The organism is Candidatus Goldiibacteriota bacterium (assembly GCA_016937715.1).
Taxonomy (GTDB): Bacteria; Oederibacteriota; PGYV01; order PGYV01; family PGYV01; genus PGYV01.
Map to the genome: position 1 here is coordinate 20531 of JAFGWA010000092.1, position 18239 is coordinate 38769.

Here is an 18239-nt window from a genome sequence, read left to right on the forward strand (position 1 = left end):
TTGACAGTTAATGATTTGTAACTTATAATTCGTTGTAAATAAATTTACGAAAAATCCAGCAGGTGGAAAAATGAGTAATAATACTACAAAGACGGATTATATCACACAGCGTGAAAAAGAAGTAATAGGAAGGCTGTCTTATGAAAAGGCAGATATTGTTACCCGTTTTCAATTTGACGCGTATTTTTCAAAGTATCCTAAAAACGTAAGATCAAAGCTTATTTACAGGCTTAAGAAAAAGGGAATTCTTAAAAAAATCAAAAATGGATTATATGTTTATTCGCCGATAGAAGCCGGTCCAGGAGGAAGAAATATAAGTGAATATAGGATTCCGGCGCTTCTGTTTCCGGACGGAGAATATTATATGGGTTATTCTCCTATGTATAATTATTATAAATTTACAGATCAGATATACCAGGTTGTTTATCTGTTAAATACAAAACTTCAGCGCAAAATAAATGCCGGCGGTTTAAGGTTTAATCTGTTGAAAATACAAAAAAGCAGGATGTACGGTTTGATGGAAGCGGATTTTACAGGCACAAAAGTGAAAATAAGCGACCGTGAAAGAACGCTTGTTGATTTGTTGTATTATTCCGCTCCGGTAGGAGGGTTAAAAAAAGCGTATAAGATAATGACAGATGAAGTTAAAAACGGCAGGATAAATCTTAAGAAGTTTATTTCTTATTTGGAAATTTTTCCTTCGGCTTATGTCAGAAAACGCGCGGGATATATTCTTGAAAATTCAGGGGTAAAAACAGGTAAATTGGTTAAAACAATAAATTCTTCTTCTTTAATGGGCCTTTATGAAGGCCGCGGCAGAAAGGGTAAAATAGATAAAAAATGGGGGGTTATTATTAATGATTCACAGGAATAAAAGGCAATTTTCAGAAGTACTGGAAAGAACATCAGGACGGACCGGATTTCCGTTAAGGCTGCTTGAAAAAGATTATTATTTAACAATATTGCTGGGCGGCATGAATGAAAAACTTGATGAGAATCTTATTTTTAAAGGGGGCACGTGTCTTAATAAAATTTATTTTGAATATTTCAGGCTTAGTGAGGATCTGGATTTCACCCTTGTTCTGCCTGAACAAAAAAGTACAAAAGGCAAAAGAAGCGCGGCTATGAAAAAGATTAAAAACAGCATAAAGGAATATACGGAAAATCTGGGTTTAAGATTAGATGAATCCGGGCCTGCGGGCAGGAATGAGAGCAGGCAGTATGTTTATTATATGGAATATGATTCTGTAATTACAGGAGCGGTTGATCACGTTAAATTTGAAGTTGGTTTAAGGGCAAATCCATGTCTTCCGGCGCATTTAAAAGAGGTTAAGCACGTATTTAAAAATCCTTTCACGGAGGAAGATTTGTTTAAGGCGGGTAATGTAAAATGCATGCAGCTGCCGGAAATCGCGGCGGAAAAATTAAGAGCTGCAGTGACAAGAAAAACCATAGCTCCAAGAGATTTTTTTGATCTTCATTATCTGATAATGAATAAATTTGATTTCAAATCTTTGGAGTTTAAAGAACTTGCGGCAAAAAAGTTTGAAGAAGATGGATTTACCCGGGAATTAAAAATGTATTATAATAACTTAAGGCCGCCTGAAGAAATTGAAAGTATGGTATTAAGGTTTGAAGATGAACTGTATCCGGTGTTAACACAGGAAGCAAAAGAGCGATTTGATTTAAAAAGAGTTATAAAATATTTTAAGGATTAAACTTACAAGTTAATATGGTAATGAAAGGAGAAGCAATGAAACCAATAATCGCGGTAATTTATGATTTTGACGGGACGTTAACACCGGGTTCCATGCAGGACTATACTGTCCTGCCGCAGGTGGGGATAAAGGGCGCGGATTTCTGGCGCGAGCTGGAAACCCAGATGAGAAAGACAGGCGGGGATTCCACGCTTACATACATGCGTATGATACTTGAAAAAGCGCACAAGGCAGGGGTGCCGCTGACACGCGCGATGTTCGCGAAACCCGCGAAAAACATAAAGTATTTTAAAGGGGTAAAATCGCACTTTCACAGATTAAACCGGTATATAAAATCAAAAATGCCGGCAGCGGAAATACGGCATTACATAACCTCCGGCGGCATTAAAGAGATTATACAGGGTACATCCATATTTAAGAATTTCTATAATGTATTCGCGTGCGAGTATTATTATAACCGGCAGGGCAAGGCTGTATTCCCAAATATTGTCGTAAATGACACCAACAAGACGCAGTATATTTTTCGTATTAATAAAGGAAAGGAAAAGCAGGGTGAATCCATCAACGAACATATGGATGAAAAAATAAGGCCTATTCCTTTTAAAAACATGATATACATAGGAGACGGGCTGACAGATGTGCCGTCAATGACGGTTGTCCGTGGCGCAGGCGGATATGCTGTCGCGGTATACGCGCCGGGGGATAAAAAAGGGTATAAAGTCTGCAGGCAGCTGCTGAAGGCCGGGCGCGCGGATTTAATGGCGGAAGCGGACTATTCGGAAGGTTCAAAACTTACGGCTCTTATAAATATGCTTGCGGATAAAATCATCGCGGATGTAAAGTACCGTTTTGAGGCGGAAAAACAAAGGGAGTAGTATTCTGCATGCGCTGCAGCCGTATAATGCCGGTTTTTAAAGGGTTAAGCGGTATGTGTTGTATTTTTGGCTATGCCGATAAACGAAAAAACTTCAAATAAACATATACAAATATTTATATCTGTTTATAATGTCAGTATAAAAAAATAGAGGAGGTTCAAGATGGCGGAAGAATTTTACGAAATGAAAAAAGCTTTTAACAGGTTTCCAAAGACAATAATTACGATTGGTATTTTGCTGGTTGTTTTAATTTTTTTCAGGCCTTGGGCGCTGGTAGGCCCGGGTGAAAGGGGAGTTATGCTGAATTTTGGAGCGGTTGAGGATAAAGTCCTTAATGAAGGCATACATTTCAGGATTCCGGTAATGCAGAGCATAGTGACTTTGGATGTTAAAGTACAGAAAGCAATGACGGAAACAATTGCGGCTTCAGCCGACCTTCAGGATGTCACATCCACAGTGGCGCTTAACTACCACATAATTCCGGATAAAGCCAATAAAGTTTATCAGGAACTTGGAATCCAGTTTAAAGACAGAATAATTGACCCGGCAATACTTGAAGTGGTAAAGGCTGTAACCGCAAGGTATTCCGCGGAAGAACTTATTACAAAAAGGCCGATAGTCGGCGAAGAGATGCGGCTGAAACTTGAAGAACGTTTAAGGCCGTATAATATAGCGGTGGACGCGTTTTCGATTGTGGCTTTCAGTTTTTCAAAAGTGTTTACGGAAGCCATTGAAAATAAACAGACAGCGGAACAGCTGGCGTTAAAAGCGAAACGTGATCTTGAGCGTATTAAGATAGAAGCGGAACAGAAGATTACAGCCGCCCGCGCGGAAGCTGAATCTTTAAGGTTACAAAAGGCCAACATCTCTGCCGACCTTATTGAACTTAGAAAGATAGAAGCCAATATGAAAGCGATTGAAAAGTGGAACGGCATACTGCCAAATGTAACCGGCGCCGGAGCAGTGCCGTTTATAGGCGTGGGCGACAGCAAGTAAAGCGGTTTTTTGTTCTAAGAACAGAAAACGGGCGTAATATTAAGAATGTTTTTAAGGATAATAAAGCAGGGGCGTAATACAATCGCGGACATGCGAAAGGATTTGCGCCTCTGTTTAATAAAGGCCAAAATATTAATGGAGACAGTAAATGTTCGGGGAACTGGCGGTTAATTTATTGCTTGGGTTTACTCTTGCGGCTCCTGTCGGGCCTGTAAATTCAGAAATTATGCGAAGGGGGCTGCAGGGCGGATTTAAGCCTGCTTTTTTATTCTCGCTTGGCGCATGTACGGCGGATTTTGTTATTATGATTATGGTTTTTTCCGGGTTTAAAAATTTCCTGTCGGGCGGACCGGTGGAACGTGTTATTTATTTTGCCGGTGTTATTTTTATAATTTATCTTGGGGCAAAGTCATGTATAACCGCTTTCAGCATAAAATCAAAAAAAACAGCTGCGATTTACGGTACAAATTATCTTCAGGGATTTCTGCTGACTTTATTAAACCCTATGACTTTAATCTGGTGGACCGGACTGTCCGCTATTGTGCTTAAGAATTCCGCTTACTTTTGGCTTACAGGCGGAACCGCGGTGCTTGCCGGTGTTTTGTTATGGACTCTGTTTTTTTCCGTGTTAACTGCCGGTGGAAAGAAAGTATTAAATGAAAAGGTTATAAGTGTTATATCCCTTGTTTCAGGGGCTTTCCTTATTATATTGGGGCTGTTTTTTGCCGTGCAGGGAATAAAGGGAGTTCTGTAATATGAGATATCTTCTGGAAACGGCAATTAGAATAAAAGGAGCCCTGCTTCAGGCGCGTCTTGATAAAGCGGCAGATAATCCGGCAGGTGCCCAGCAAAAGCTGCTTCTGTCTATTCTTAAGAAAAATGCCGCGTGTGAATATGGCAAGGCGCATAATTTTTCTGCCATAAGGGATGAATCGGGATATAGAAATAATGTTCCCGTGGTCAGATATGGAGATGTTGAACCGTATATCAGAAGAATGCTTAAAGGTCAAAAGGATGTTCTGGTGTGCGGACATATTGTGATGTTCAGCATGACGTCCGGAACCAGTGCTTCGCCCAAATATGTGCCGATGACTGATGAATCTTATAAAAAGACAATGGACCTGACTTTTCACTGGCTTTATGGCGCTATAAAAGCGCATCCGAAGCTTCTTGCCGGTAAAAATATCGGAATGGCAAATAAAGGTATTGAAGAAATATCAGAAGGCAATATTGTCTGCGGCTGTTTCTCGGGAATGGTGCGTTCAGGGGCTGCTTCCCGTTTTGGCGGAATTCATGCGGTGCCGGAAGAAGTTTCCATGCTGGGTGATTATAAAACCCGGTATTATATGACTGCAAGGTTTTCTTTTGAACAAAACGTTTCTTTTATAGTAACCCCGTGCCCGCTGACAATAATTAATATGGTAAAAACAGGTATGGAGTACTCCGGGGTTATAATAGAGAGCATAAGAAAAGGCGTGCTTTTTCCTGAAGGGTTTTTTGCGGGTGAAAAATCAGACCCTGCTGTCATTAAGAAACTTTCAAAGTATATAAAACCAAATCCCAAAAAGGCGGATGAACTTGAAAGTATACTGAAGAGAGAAGGAAAACTGATGCCGTATCATGTCTGGCCGGGGATGCGGCTGATAGGATGCTGGCTGGCCGGAAATGTGGGATATAAGTCTGATGAACTTGATTATTATTTTGGTAAAGGTATTGCCAAAAGGGATCTGGGTTACATAGCCAGCGAGGCGGCATGTTCCATACCGTATAAAGATAATTATCCCGGGGCTGTTTTAGCTGTGGAAAGTAATTACTATGAGTTTATTCCGGAAGAACAGGCTGATTCCGGAGCTTATACGGTTTTAAACTGCGGGCAGCTTGAAATAAATAAGAATTACAAGATACTGCTTACAAACGGCAGCGGGCTGTACAGGTATGATATAGGCGATATAATAAGGGTTACGGGTTTTTATAAAAAGGCGCCCGTGATTACTTTTCAGCGAAAGTGCAATGACATAATTGATATAAGCGGTGAAAAAAACCATGTAAATCATTTCATTGAAACTTTTGCAGAAATAAAAAAAACAGCGGGTATTGAAGTCAGGCAGTTTCGGGCTGTGGGTAATGCCGCAAAAAGCAGGTATGATATTTATATTGACGCGGATAATAAAGAAGAAATAAGGCGGATGCTGCCGCAGTTGATTGAAAACACGCTTAAAGCGGTGAATCCCGAATATCTGGATGAAAGGGATTCGGGCAGGCTGGATCCGCCGGTATTTTATTTTATGAAACCGGGATGGGAAGCGGAAATTATGAGAGGGCATATTAATAACGGACGGAGGGACACCCAATATAAATGGAAGTCAATGGCGTACGAGCCGGACGTAAAGGACAGCGGTTTTGTAGAGATGACAGTCGCACAATCATCATAATAATATTTAATTGTTATGTTTTTTGGTATAATATAAAAAATTAAGGAGGCTGTAAAATTATGAAAAAAGTCATGTTTCTTGTTCTGGCTGTAATTGTTTTACCTGTTGTTTTTATTGCGTGTTCAAAAAGCAGTTCGCCAAGCGCTCCGTCAACTGTTCCGGCAGGGGATTCACCTGACACCGCTATTGCAGTGGCTTTGGGAAGTTCAATTACAGGGCTTACGTTTGACGGTTTATGCGACCAGGATTGGTTTAAAGTTTCAGTTACGTCAGGTACGTCATATGTTTTAAGGACTTTTGACCTTACAAATGATGACACTGACCCGGACGGGACAGGCGATACAGATACCTTTATGTATGTTTTCACACCTGATGGTAAGAACGCTTTAACAACACGCGATGTTGCTGATATAGAAGCGAATAATATTGCTTATAATGATGATTGTGCCAGCAACTGCGGTTCAGACCCGTCAGGGATACACCACTTAAGTACGGTTAATTATACGGCGGATTTTACCGGTACTCTTTATATTGTTGTAATTCCGTATGAATGCCAGGAGGATTCATATACGGAATTGGATAATGTCACGAATCCGGGATACTCGTTTGAAGCAATTGAGGATGTAATTTAAGATATAAATAAAAGAGTCCGGAATAAAGCGTTAATTTGTTTTATTGCCGGGCTTTTTTTATTGCTGTGCCTGTGGTGGGGTTTCGGGGAACATTTTTGCGATGTCTGTTTTTATTCTTAGAACCTTTATTTCATCGCCCTTGGACGCGAAAATTGCCACGACTTTTTCATAAAGGTTTTTTGATTTGAACCTGTCGCCTTTTTCATAGTATGCCTTGGCAAGCGGTTCTATTATATAGGGGTCGTCCGGAAAATCCGCGTATAAAACTTCGTATTCAGATACGGCTTTATCCCAGTTTTTGGTTGCAAGATAAACCCTTGCGCACCTTATTAAAACCAGCTTTGTTTTTTCGTTCATCCGGTCTCCGGTTAAGCGGTTCTGACCCGGTTTATCCGATAATATTTCAAACCCCGCCCTTATTTATATATTACCACTTAACGGCAAAGAAAGGTCATATTAATTTTTTTAAAGGCGGCCCGGGAATCAGTTCTGCGGGGCGGATAATAAACGGGGATATTCTGTTAAACCGCGTGAGCCGGATTTAAGGCGTTAATATTTAAATCTCATTAATTCTTTAAACACACGAACGCCTTCTTCAAGTTCTTTTACCGCTATTGATTCATCTGCGGTATGGGAATTTTTATCCTCGCCCGGGCCTAATACCACGCAGGGCAATCCTATGGCTGAAAAAGCGCCGGCGTCTGTTGCAAATGCCGCGCCTATGGGAGTGCTGTCTAATCCTGCTTTTTTAATTGCTTCCAGTGTTTTTGTTATAAAGGGGGTGCTTAAGTCCTGTGACAGGGGGTTGTCTTTGAAGTCAGACTCTGCTGTTACCCGCAGGCCGGGATCCTGTTTTCTAAGCCCGCTTAAAACTTTCTCCACTTCCGGGATTACTGAATCCACGTCTTCTCCCGGCATGACCCTGCGGTCCACGCGTATTATACATTCATCGGGAATTCCGTTAATCTGGCGGCCGCCGGTTATCATGTTTATTGAACACTGTGCTTTGCCGCATAATGGGTGTACAGCAGTAAGTTTTGCAATATAGTCCTTTTCAATAGCATCCATTACTTTTACCATATCCTTGATAGCGGACCTGCCTTTGGATGGGTCAGAAGCGTGTGCCGCAATGCCTTTTACAATTACCTTAAAGTGCCCAATGCCGGCATGTGCAACGATTGGCATTAAAGAAGTTGGCTCCGCTATTACAACTCCCTGCGGTTTAAAGTTAAGTTTTGGCAGCTGTTCATTGCAGAATGCCGCGGCTCCGCTGCGGTGCTGCTCCTCGTCCACCGTGAATAAAAGGGCAATGTTATTTACGCAATTGTCTTCGCTGATTACTTCTTTTAACGCCCATAAAGCCGCTGCAATGCTGCCCTTATCATCGTTTGAACCGCGGCCAAGAATGCGGCCGTTTTTTTCTTCCCCGCAAAACGGGTCAAAATTCATCCCGTCAGCAGAGACTGTATCCATATGCGCGCAGAACATTATCCACGGGGCGCTTTTTTTAAATTCTTTTGTAATAAGAAGATTAGGGGCGCATCCGGAAACTTCCAGAAGCTGTGTTTTTAAACCGGAAGATTCACTCAGATTTTTTAAATATTCCGCGATTTTCTGTTCCGCTTTTATTTCGCCTGTAATAAACTGATTAACAGAAGGAATACGTACAAGGTCTGATAAAAGGTTTTTTACAGATTCCGGTTTCATTATGCGTTCTCCCGATTTTTTTTTACAGTATAACAGAATCAGAAATATAAGAAAAGCGGCATGCGGATTTTTCCTTACGGCATGTCGCATGTACAACTGTTCATCGGGTTATGTTATAATTAAAATAATAAATAAGGGAGAGATTATGAAAAATAAAATTAAAGACGCGGCATACAATATATTCCTGATAACCGCCGGAAGCCTGATTACGGCTTTTGCCATAAAGGCTTTTCTGGTGCCGCAGGAATTTATTTCAAGGGGCGCCACAGGCATATCCCTTATGATATCTTATAAAACCGATATTCTGCCTTTGGGCGTGATTTATCTGCTTATAAATATTCCTATATTTGCCCTTGGATGGAAGTTTGTGGGCAGAAGGTTTACCGTTTACTCCCTTATCGGCATGGGCATATATACGGTCATACTGGGTTTAATGCCTTTTCAGTTTCACATGCAGGATAAGATGCTTTGCGCGGTTATTGCCGGAGGCCTGTCAGGGATAGGGCTTGCTATTGCCCTTCGTTCATACGGTTCTGCCGGCGGGGCGGATGTGCTTTACATTATAATAAATAAACTTACCGGCATGACAATAGGGACATCCTCGATGATAATAAACACTTTAATAATAGGCGTTATGGCGGCGTTTTTTCCTGTGGAAAATGTATTATATACTTTGGTGTATATTTTTATAAATATGTATGTGACAAACAAGACTTTTCATGGTTTTGCCCACAGGCGCGCTGTCCTTATAATGTCGGAAAAATCCGACCAGATAGCGGAACATATGAAAAAGGAGCATCTTGCGTTTACGGTAATTGACAGCAAGGGCGGTTATAAAGGCACTATGCAGAAAATTCTGTACTCTGTAGTGGAAAGAAAGAAGATAGCGTATCTGAAACGGTCAATTTTGAAAACAGATCCTAAAGCTTTTATAGCGGTTATGACGGCTGAAGATGTCACAGGGGTGGAAATAGGCAATCAGCCGCATTGGTGAGATTAGGCAGTAGATATTAGACAGAGCAAAAGGAGATTATAATTGAAGCAGCTTATTGATTTTCAGAATGAATGGGAAATTATCGCGGAAAAGGGAATGGCTGATTATGGCTCTTTAACGGCAGACGAGCGTGTATGGTTTAACTGCCATACTTTAATGGAGCAGGCGGACAGCGGCATTATAAGTTTCTATTATAATGAAAGTGCCGGCCATGTTGACGATACAATACACGACCTTGAAAAAATAGGGTTTACAGAACCGATTGCGCTGTTAAAAAAGATAAACGCGCTGTTTCCTGACGGTATTGTCCCGGATTTGGAAAAACGCAATGAAATAATCAACAGCTGGGACAGCGAAGAATATAACTTAATGTTTGAAGAAATTGATGACAAGTTTTACGGCTTCAAGAAACAATTTACCAAAAAGATACTTGATTTTATAATGGATAAAGGTTTGGCATACAGAAAGTAAGCGCCTGCGGTTTAATGGATGTACAGGGGAGCGATAATGAAAAAGATAATGGTGGTAATATCTGTTGTTATGTTTTTCGGCGCGGTTATGGCGGCAGAGAGCAGCCCAAAGGATTATTGCCCGCTTGAACCCGGGTTAAAATGGACATACGGTTTATATAATAAGAAAGATAAAATACAGCGGCCGGATGTTCAGGCGCTTATTGATAAGGCGGAAAAATACGGAAAACAGGAATACGCGCTTTATGAAGTTCCATCCCGCGGAATAAAGTGTTTTGTCCGCGCCGATGATGAAGGCATCTGGGTAAAGGCCGCGCAGATGAATCTTCCCGTGTTAAGTTTTATATATGTCACGCTTGAACTTGAAAAAGAAGCAAATATCCTTGTTTTTCCTGTTCAGCAGGGTCAAAAGTGGAATTATGAAGGCAATGTAAGAGTAAAAGCGCTTGCCATAATAAGCATAAAAGCAAAAGTTATGGTGGAGATGGAGAATAAAGGGATTGAAGAGGTCTTAGCCGGCGGTAATACTGTTTCCGCGTATCACATAAGCGCGCGGGTAAACAGAAACCTTGTGGATAATAACCCGATGACAGGAAGCTGTTGGATGGCGCGGGGCCTGGGGCTGGTAAAAGCGGAAACAAAGAATTCTATGCTGGCTTTACATGAAATTTCCGCGGGAAACATACAGGAAAAAACGGACAATAAAAACATAAGGTGATGATTTGACTGAAGATGAAAGGTTATTAAATGCCGCGGAAAACGGCGATTTGGACGCGGTAAAAGACGCGGTAAAAAACGGGGCGGAATTTTTTAACGTGGCCATGTTAAAAGCCTCAAAAGCGGGCAGCCTGGACGTAATAAAGTATTTACTCCGTAAAGGCGCCAATAATATTCCGGACGCTTTAAAAATGGCCGCGTCATCCGGGCATGAAGAGGCGGTTAAATACCTGCTGAATAAAACTGAATCGGGGTTTAACACGGCGGTTATGGAAGCGCTGGAGAGCGGCCACGACAATACCGCCGCCATGATGTTAAAAAGCGGGACAGGGAGCTTTCAGGAACTTCTAAGTTTTGCGTATGACAACAGCGACATGGCCTTATATAATAATGTAAAGCAGAAGGCGGGCAAAAAATTTATGCCGGCGTTAAGAATGGTTTTAACCGAAAGGTTCAGCGGCTTAAGCCGCAGCTTTACGGATGAGAAACTTGAAGCGTTTTTGAACAATGATGATGAAGTAAAATTGACGGCTGTTTTGGACGCGGGGTTTGATGCGGATTATTTATTACTGTTTAATCACAATATTAAAGCGCCGCTGATTCTGTGTGCTTTGGCCGCGGGAAAGTTAAAAGCAGGCGCGGTAATTTTAAAACATAAAGCTGACCCCGGGGTAAAAGGAATTATTTATTTGAATGAAGAAGAAAAAGAGATATCTGTTTTTGACCTGCAGAATGATGAAAATGAAAGCCTGTTTGGCGCGGTTCTGCTTCAGGGATACGGCGGGTTAATAAAAACAGAACCGCTGAAAGTGTTCAAAGCGGCTATGCGCGGGAATAATGAGCCGGTGCTGGAAAAAATACTGCGCAATAAGGCTCTTTTAAAAACGGCAGGCGGCGGTTTTATAATATCCGCCCTGCTTTCTGAAAAAAGGGCGCTTGCCGTACGGTTAATTCAAAGCGGCGCTAAATTTACTGAAGCTAAGTTTTATACAAAAGAGCAGTTTGGAGCAATAGCAATGCTTGCTGATAAAAATGACACTGTAATGCTATATAATCTTAGTTCTGCCGGCCTTACAAAGAGGCGGGCAAAGTATGATGTAAAGAAAAGCTGGGAGATTCCGCTTGTAAAAGCTGCTTTTGACCGGAATTACAGGCTATTATCCCTGCTGGTGAAGAATTTCTTTGACCCAAATGAAAAAATAAGCGGCGATACAACTCCGCTGTCTTACTGTACGGCAAATGGCGCCGACCCAAAGGCCCTGCGCATATTAAAACGCCGCGAAGAAAAAGACGGCGAAAATAAATAAAGCTCCGGAGGTAATGATGCGGGACAGCACTGGAATACCGGGACTTGATAAGATATTAAACGGCATAATTCCGGGAGATAATATAGTATGGCAGACTGATGTTCTGGAACATTTTTTACCTTATGTGAAGCCGTACTGCGAATACGCGAAAAACAACGGCAGGCCCCTTATATACTTCAGGTTTGCGGGGCATACGCCGTTTGTTTCTGAGGCGGACGGGGCGCAGGTGTGTGTTTTGCATCCGGAAGATGGTTTTGAAAAATTTATAACCCAAATGCACGATGTAATAACCAAAACGGGCGACGGCGCTTATTATGTCTTTGATTCGCTTTCCGAACTTGCGGTGGAAAGTTTCAGCGAGAGTATGATAGAAAACTTTTTTGTATTGACGTGCCCAAGGCTGTTAAAGATGAAGTGTATAGCGTATTTTGTTGTGACCAGCAATTTAAATTCATATCATGCCACAAGGCCGATTACAAAAACCACGCAGTTAATACTTGATATTTACAGCAGAAACGGGCGTGAATTTATTCAGCCTGTTAAAGTGGACGGCAGGTATTCTTCCGAAATGTTCATGCTGCACGAACGCGTGGGTGATGATTTTATGCCTGTCATGAACAGTTCCGATATAGCGGAAATATCCGCTTCTGACCCCTGGTACGGCCTGCAGTCCGCGCCTTACAGGGCGGTAGGCCTTTGGGACAGGCTTTTTATTGAATCTGAAGATGTAATTGAATCGTGCCGCCGCGGGGAATGTTCTTTGGATACTGTAAGGGAGATATTTTTAAGGCAGTTAAAGCAGATTTTTTCAAATGACGCGCGCATGCTGGAAATGGCGGAAAAGTTCATTGACCTGCCGGAATTAATACATATCTGGAAGCGCACCATAGGCACGGGAATGATAGGCGGAAAATCCGCCGGTATGCTTTTAGCCCACGCCATTTTAAAAAAACATTTTCCTAAATACACCCAAATAATTGAAAAACACGACTCTTTTTATATAGGGTCGGACATATTTTACTCTTTTCTTGTAAGAAACGGCTGCTGGCACATAAGGCAGAATCAGAAAAACCCCGCCACCATTTATGACAGGCTTGAAGAGGCGCGGGCGCTTATTATAAACGGGGAATTTCTGGAAACTGAAAAGCAGAAATTTTCCGATATGCTGGATTACTTCGGGCAGGCGCCTATTATTGTGCGTTCCAGTTCGCTGCTTGAAGATAATTTTGGAAACGCGTTTTCCGGAAAATATGAAAGCATTTTCTGCGTAAACAACGGGACAAAAGAAAAGAGGCTTGAAGAATTTTTAAAAGCTGTCCGTTTAATTTACGCAAGTACAATGTCAAAAGAGGCGCTGGCTTACAGGGCCAGGCGTAATGTCCTTGATATGGACGAACAGATGGCGCTTTTGGTGCAGAGGGTTTCCGGGACAAGGTATGAAAAAATATTTATGCCGCAGCTTGCGGGCGTAGGGTTTTCGTACAACTCTTATAAATGGGACGAAAGTATTGACCCGGCGGCAGGACTTATACGTCTTGTGTATGGGCTTGGAACCAGGGCTGTGGACAGGCACGATGATGACTATACCCGTATAGTGGCGGTAAACGCGCCGGAAAAAAGGCCTGAAGGAAATCAGGCTGAAACCGCGAAGTTTACGCAGAAAAGGGTGGATGTGCTTGATATTCAGAATAATGTTTTAAAAACGGATTATTTTACGGATATTTTAAAGGAAAACGCGGGGCTGGACCCGGAAATGTTTTCGCTTGAAAGGGAATACAATGGCGCCGGATACAGGATAATAAATTTTGACACTGTCCTGTCCGGAACAGAATTTATAAAAGATATGGGGGATATACTTTCTATATTAAGGGATAATTATGGCAGTCAGGTGGATATAGAATTTACGGCTAATTTTACCAAAGACAAAAAATACAGAATAAACCTGCTTCAGTGCAGGCCTCAGCATGTAAGAAAAGAAAGCGGCGTTAAAAGCGTTCTCCCCACCGTGTCCGAAGATAAAATAATATTAAAATCCAAAGGCGGTCTTGTAGGGCAGGGCAGGACAATGGCTGTTGACAGAATAATATATGTGGTGCCCGGGGTTTATGGGTTACTGCCGGAACAGGACAGGTATTCAGTGGCAAGGCTTGTGGGCAGGGCGGCACACTTTGAGGAAGAAACCGGGAAAAATATAATGCTTTTAGGGCCGGGAAGGTGGGGCACGCGGATGGTACAGCTTGGCGTGCCTGTGGTTTTTTCTGAAATTAATACCGCGTCTGTCATATGTGAAATCGGCAAGATGCACGAAGGGCTTATTCCGGATCTTTCCATGGGGACGCATTTTTTTAATGACCTTGTGGAAATGAACATTCTTTATATCGGTTTTTTTGCGTCAGCCCATGGCAATGTATTAAATGAAAAGTTTATAGAGTCCCTTCTGGACAGTTTTCCGCGGATGTTTCCCGGTGAAAAAAATTATGGCGGCGCGGTAAGGGTGATAGAAGGTAAAGATTTAAAAATATATCTTCAGGCAGACCCGGTAAAACAGGAGTGCGTGGTTTTCGCGGGGTAAAATTATTTAAAGGGGGCTTTATGTTAAAAGAATTTATTCTGGCGTTTATTCCCGTATTTGTAGCGGTGGATGTTATCGGGCTGCTGCCCATATTTATATCTTTAACCCGCAGGCTTAACAAGAAGCAAATAAAAAAGACGCTTATTCTTTCTTTTATAACAGGTGTTTCTTTGGCCCTTATTTTTATTTTTGTAGGCAAGTGGTTATTTGCCATGCTTGGAATTACCGTTAATGACTTTATGGTGGCGGGAGGGGTTATACTTTTCCTGATAGCGCTTCGGGATATTTTTGACATAGGAAAGCACGCGGGGGAAGTGGCGGAAATGGGCGCTGTGCCTATTGGCACCCCGCTTATAGTGGGGCCGGGGGTTTTAACCACATGCCTTATACTGACCGCGCAATACGGAATTATTCCCACTATTACGTCTGTAGTGCTTAATGTGCTTATAGCTGTTTTGGTGCTAAGTTTTTCCGGGGCGATAATAAAGTTAATAGGCAATACCGGGGTTTTGGCAGTGTCCCGTATCATGGCGCTTCTGCTGGCGGCTATTGCTGTAATGATGATTAGAAAAGGGTTAATGGGGATGTTGTTATAAATAAGCCCAAAGATATAAACTATAGAAAATAAACAGTACGACAACTGAAAAACTTTAGGCTGTTTTTATTATTTTGGGGTAAAAAGCGCGGTAAATATTTCACAAGCCGGACAATAAAAAAGTGCTTATGCGTGATAATGTGTATCGTTTATGATACGGTTTCTCAAAAATGAAATTAATCAATAAAAACCTATAATTCCTCCTGTCTTAAAAATCCTTTGTTATCAGCCGTTTTTTTGAATGCGAAGTTGGTATGATAAATGCTTAATGATTATTAACAGTTATTGTCATTCACAAATAAAAGTGAGGTGCACAATGAAGAAAAGTTTAAAACTGTCCACCAAGATCATCCTGTTATGCATCAGCCTTATTGTTGTTTTCAGCTACATGGTTATGACAAGCCTTTCTGCCCAAAGAAAAGCAATGCTTGAAGCAAAAGATGAAAGTACAAAAAAAATTGTGCTTTCAGCTGTTGATGTTGTGGAGTATTTTTTAGCTCAGTCAAAGTCGGGCGTTTTAAGCAAAGAAAAAGCAAAAGAACTTGCAATGGAATCGCTGCGAAATATAAGGTTTGAAAACGGTGATTATGTCTGGATTAACGATACCACCCCGCAGATGCTTATGCATCCCCTGGGCAAAGACGCGCAGCCGGGCTGGTATGTTCCCGGAGGTGTAACTGATTACACCACGGCTGACGGTAAAAAACTCTTTCAGGAGTTCAATAAGATTGCGTTTTCATCCGGAGAGGGTTTTATAGATTACAAGTGGATTAAGAGCGGCAAAGCGGGCGATAAAGCGGAGCCGAAGGTTTCATTTGTTAAATACGTGAAAGAATGGGACTGGATTGTGGGAACCGGCACATATACGGATGATGTTGAAAAAGAAATAGCCGCATCAACCCGCGGTATTGTGATGCTTCTTGTAATTATTATTCTTGCCGCGATGACGGCGGCTTTTTATCTTTCCCGTTCTATTACAAAACCCATAATTGAGACAATAAAAAATCTCAGCAGCGGCGCTGACCAGGTGTATATTGCGTCCGGACAGATAGCATCCGCAAGCCAGGACCTGGCGCAGGGCGCGTCTGAACAGGCCGCGTCCATCGAAGAAACCGCGTCTTCGCTGGAAGAGATTACTTCCATGATATCGCATAACACTGAAAATACAAAAAGGGCCAGCATAGACGCTACAGAGACAAAAAACATAGCGAATGCGGGTATAGAAGCCATGAATAAAATGGCTTTGTCAATTGTGGAAATAAAGCGCGCGTCTGACGAGACGGTGAAGATAATAAAAACAATTGACGATATTGCTTTTCAGACAAATCTTCTTGCGTTAAACGCCGCTGTGGAAGCGGCGCGCGCCGGAGAAGCGGGAAAAGGTTTCGCGGTTGTCGCGGAGGAGGTAAGAAACCTTTCCAAACGCAGCGCGGAAGCGGCAAAAGCAACAGGCGAGATAATTTCCAATTCGCTGAAGAACGTGGACAACGGGGTGAAGTCATCTGAAGAGGTAAAAAATATTCTTGGCAAAGTGGCTTTAAATATTGCCAAAGTAAGCGCGCTGTCGGATGAAATATCGGGCGCAAGCGAGGAACAGGCAAAAGGGATAAAGCAGATAAATTCGGCGGTATCGGAAATGGACAAAGTAACACAGAGAAATTCCGCCAACGCGGAAGAAACAGCTTCCGCCAGCGAAGAACTTTCATCACAGTCCGCCGAACTTAATGAGATGGTTGGAAAACTTGCGAATGCAATAGGTGAAAATGAAATTGTGGAGAATATGAAAGTTGAAGAGAAAAAAAGAAGTGATGAAATTATTAAAAGAAAAGCGTTAAAGACTCATGAAATAGCAAAAAAACATTTTGCGGATTTCTCACAGGTAAAGCCGGGGAACAAAAAAACGTATAAAAAAGAAAACCCGGCGGATGTAATACCGTTTGGCGACCATGAGGATTTTAAAGAATTCTAAAAAAGAAGGAGGGCAAAATGAAGAAGAATTTATTGCTGGCCGTATTACTGCTTGTCGCGTTGTCAACGGGTTTGTCTGCGGTAGAGGTAAAGTTTTCAGGCTATAACTGGTTAAGGTACACGGCGGGATATACAGGCGCGGATTATACTTCAAGCAGGACTGCAATTGAACGAAATTACCTGAAATGGGATATGTCAGTGGATGATAAAATTTCCGGAATGTTAATTCTTGACATTGTAAATGTTGATGACGCGCAGGAAAATATAGATTTTGGAATTTGGGTAAAGGTTCTTACCGTTGATTATAAAGTTTTTGACGGGCTTACGGCAAGGGCGGGTATGCAGGTTCTGGCATTTGGCATGAACGACGTATGGAGTTATCCTTTAATAGGTTATTCCATGGATGTAAGAAAAGGCCTTGTCAAAGTGTGTGATATTGGGTTGGGGTTATACGGAAAGATTGAAGAAATTAATATGGATTATCAGTTATACGCTGTAAACGGTACAGGGTACAAATCTATTGAAACAAATAAGGGGAAAGCCGGCGGCGTAAGCGCGGGCATACGCCCTTTTTCCGGACTGTACGCAAGGGTATCGGTTTACGCGGACCAGCCTTCTGACAGCAGGGTAACGGACATCAACGGCTCTGCTTTTGTGCGCTATACCGAAGGCCCGGTTGACTGTTTTGTTCAGTATATTATTGCTGACAGGGAAGCCTCTGCGGGAAAATCAGGAACCGCGGAAGGGTACAGTTTTTTCGCGGGATATAAAATAACGGACAGCTTCAGCGCGAATTTAAGGTTTGATACATGGAATCCTGATACAGGCGCTGTTGACGACACGGTTAATACGTATTTTGCAGGCGTTAATTACATTGTAAACGCCAATCTGCTGGTTCAGCTGAATTACGAACTTGAAATGCTCTCGGAATTGAACGGGGCGAAACAGGATAACAAGTATATGCTTCAGACCAAATTTTCCTTTTAATTTTTCAGTTATAAAAACAAGAAGGTTAAAAGTATAAATATTAAAACAGCCGGGCGCCGGTTTTGTATCTGACGCCCGGCTGTTTGTTTAAAAAGTGACCCGTAAATTTTAAGACATAAATGAATAATGGTTTAAGAACCGGCAGGGTTCAATGGTGTATACCCTTTGGGCTGATTTTTATGGTTTTTATGGTAAAAAATGTAATATGAAATGCACCACTTAAGTAAATAAAAAGTCCCACCAAGCACTTGTGTTATTATGTTGTTTGC

Annotated in this window: 17 protein-coding genes; 15 read left to right on the plus strand and 2 right to left on the minus strand. The window is 41.9% G+C overall.

The features are described 5' to 3' along the window. The first annotated feature begins 70 nt into the window (after positions 1–70). From JXR81_09585 to JXR81_09615, 7 genes are all read left to right on the plus strand, one after another. On the plus strand, positions 71–874 hold the full coding sequence (locus tag JXR81_09585) for a hypothetical protein (GenBank protein ID MBN2755092.1): 804 nt from the start codon (positions 71–73) through the stop codon (positions 872–874). Further along, entirely contained in the window at positions 858–1718 is an 861-nt protein-coding gene (locus JXR81_09590; GenBank protein MBN2755093.1) for a nucleotidyl transferase AbiEii/AbiGii toxin family protein, read from the plus strand. The genes JXR81_09585 and JXR81_09590 overlap by 17 nt, the downstream gene beginning before the upstream one ends. 20 nt (positions 1719–1738) lie before the next feature. After that, entirely contained in the window at positions 1739–2593 is an 855-nt protein-coding gene (locus tag JXR81_09595; protein ID MBN2755094.1) for a haloacid dehalogenase-like hydrolase, read from the plus strand. Positions 2594–2755: 162 nt separating this feature from the next. Next, positions 2756–3589 (plus strand): prohibitin family protein, encoded by an 834-nt coding sequence (locus JXR81_09600; GenBank protein MBN2755095.1) that lies wholly within the window; start codon positions 2756–2758, stop codon positions 3587–3589. Between the two features lie 148 nt (positions 3590–3737). Then, positions 3738–4343 (plus strand): LysE family transporter, encoded by a 606-nt coding sequence (locus JXR81_09605; GenBank protein MBN2755096.1) that lies wholly within the window; start codon positions 3738–3740, stop codon positions 4341–4343. Position 4344: 1 nt separating this feature from the next. Continuing rightward, positions 4345–6021 (plus strand): GH3 auxin-responsive promoter family protein, encoded by a 1677-nt coding sequence (locus JXR81_09610; protein MBN2755097.1) that lies wholly within the window; start codon positions 4345–4347, stop codon positions 6019–6021. A 59-nt stretch (positions 6022–6080) separates the two neighbouring features. Next, the gene (locus JXR81_09615) at positions 6081–6653 is read left to right on the plus strand and encodes a hypothetical protein (protein ID MBN2755098.1); all 573 of its coding nucleotides are present in this window, start codon (positions 6081–6083) and stop codon (positions 6651–6653) included. 57 nt (positions 6654–6710) lie between these two features. Here JXR81_09615 and JXR81_09620 read toward each other — a convergent pair whose 3' ends face one another. Then, on the minus strand, positions 6711–7010 hold the full coding sequence (locus JXR81_09620; protein ID MBN2755099.1) for a tetratricopeptide repeat protein: 300 nt from the start codon (positions 7008–7010) through the stop codon (positions 6711–6713). Between the two features lie 192 nt (positions 7011–7202). Further along, positions 7203–8360, minus strand: coding sequence for a M20 family metallopeptidase (locus JXR81_09625; protein MBN2755100.1), 1158 nt, complete (start codon positions 8358–8360; stop codon positions 7203–7205). Between the two features lie 145 nt (positions 8361–8505). On the opposite strand from JXR81_09625, the gene JXR81_09630 reads away from it, so the two are divergent. From JXR81_09630 to JXR81_09665, 8 genes are all read left to right on the plus strand, one after another. Further along, positions 8506–9354, plus strand: a complete 849-nt coding sequence (locus JXR81_09630) for a YitT family protein (protein ID MBN2755101.1) — start codon at positions 8506–8508, stop codon at positions 9352–9354. A gap of 42 nt (positions 9355–9396) precedes the next feature. After that, a complete protein-coding gene (locus JXR81_09635) occupies positions 9397–9825 on the plus strand; it encodes a DUF4375 domain-containing protein (GenBank protein ID MBN2755102.1) in 429 nt (142 codons plus the stop codon). Between the two features lie 36 nt (positions 9826–9861). Further along, the gene (locus tag JXR81_09640) at positions 9862–10542 is read left to right on the plus strand and encodes a hypothetical protein (protein MBN2755103.1); all 681 of its coding nucleotides are present in this window, start codon (positions 9862–9864) and stop codon (positions 10540–10542) included. A gap of 4 nt (positions 10543–10546) precedes the next feature. Next, positions 10547–11848: an ankyrin repeat domain-containing protein gene (locus JXR81_09645; GenBank protein MBN2755104.1), complete on the plus strand. Its 1302-nt coding sequence runs from the start codon at positions 10547–10549 to the stop codon at positions 11846–11848. A 16-nt stretch (positions 11849–11864) separates the two neighbouring features. Then, the gene (locus JXR81_09650) at positions 11865–14420 is read left to right on the plus strand and encodes a pyruvate, phosphate dikinase (GenBank protein MBN2755105.1); all 2556 of its coding nucleotides are present in this window, start codon (positions 11865–11867) and stop codon (positions 14418–14420) included. Positions 14421–14440: 20 nt separating this feature from the next. Then, positions 14441–15016, plus strand: a complete 576-nt coding sequence (locus JXR81_09655; GenBank protein ID MBN2755106.1) for a MarC family protein — start codon at positions 14441–14443, stop codon at positions 15014–15016. Positions 15017–15331: 315 nt separating this feature from the next. Next, complete coding sequence (locus JXR81_09660) at positions 15332–16984, plus strand: cache domain-containing protein (protein ID MBN2755107.1); 1653 nt, start codon at positions 15332–15334, stop codon at positions 16982–16984. Between the two features lie 17 nt (positions 16985–17001). After that, complete coding sequence (locus JXR81_09665; GenBank protein ID MBN2755108.1) at positions 17002–17970, plus strand: hypothetical protein; 969 nt, start codon at positions 17002–17004, stop codon at positions 17968–17970. Positions 17971–18239: the final 269 nt, after the last annotated feature.

What these genes read in the sequence shown, in the direction of transcription:
- JXR81_09620 (MBN2755099.1), bottom strand. Translation starts at nt 7,010, where the DNA reads ATGAACGAAAAAACAAAGCTGGTTTTAATAAGGTGCGCAAGGGTTTAT.
- JXR81_09595 (MBN2755094.1), top strand. Translation starts at nt 1,739, where the DNA reads ATGAAAGGAGAAGCAATGAAACCAATAATCGCGGTAATTTATGATTTT.
- JXR81_09665 (MBN2755108.1), top strand. Translation starts at nt 17,002, where the DNA reads ATGAAGAAGAATTTATTGCTGGCCGTATTACTGCTTGTCGCGTTGTCA.
- JXR81_09610 (MBN2755097.1), top strand. Translation starts at nt 4,345, where the DNA reads ATGAGATATCTTCTGGAAACGGCAATTAGAATAAAAGGAGCCCTGCTT.
- JXR81_09655 (MBN2755106.1), top strand. Translation starts at nt 14,441, where the DNA reads ATGTTAAAAGAATTTATTCTGGCGTTTATTCCCGTATTTGTAGCGGTG.
- JXR81_09630 (MBN2755101.1), top strand. Translation starts at nt 8,506, where the DNA reads ATGAAAAATAAAATTAAAGACGCGGCATACAATATATTCCTGATAACC.
- JXR81_09660 (MBN2755107.1), top strand. Translation starts at nt 15,332, where the DNA reads ATGAAGAAAAGTTTAAAACTGTCCACCAAGATCATCCTGTTATGCATC.
- JXR81_09640 (MBN2755103.1), top strand. Translation starts at nt 9,862, where the DNA reads ATGAAAAAGATAATGGTGGTAATATCTGTTGTTATGTTTTTCGGCGCG.
- JXR81_09625 (MBN2755100.1), bottom strand. Translation starts at nt 8,360, where the DNA reads ATGAAACCGGAATCTGTAAAAAACCTTTTATCAGACCTTGTACGTATT.
- JXR81_09650 (MBN2755105.1), top strand. Translation starts at nt 11,865, where the DNA reads ATGCGGGACAGCACTGGAATACCGGGACTTGATAAGATATTAAACGGC.
- JXR81_09605 (MBN2755096.1), top strand. Translation starts at nt 3,738, where the DNA reads ATGTTCGGGGAACTGGCGGTTAATTTATTGCTTGGGTTTACTCTTGCG.
- JXR81_09585 (MBN2755092.1), top strand. Translation starts at nt 71, where the DNA reads ATGAGTAATAATACTACAAAGACGGATTATATCACACAGCGTGAAAAA.
- JXR81_09590 (MBN2755093.1), top strand. Translation starts at nt 858, where the DNA reads ATGATTCACAGGAATAAAAGGCAATTTTCAGAAGTACTGGAAAGAACA.
- JXR81_09600 (MBN2755095.1), top strand. Translation starts at nt 2,756, where the DNA reads ATGGCGGAAGAATTTTACGAAATGAAAAAAGCTTTTAACAGGTTTCCA.
- JXR81_09615 (MBN2755098.1), top strand. Translation starts at nt 6,081, where the DNA reads ATGAAAAAAGTCATGTTTCTTGTTCTGGCTGTAATTGTTTTACCTGTT.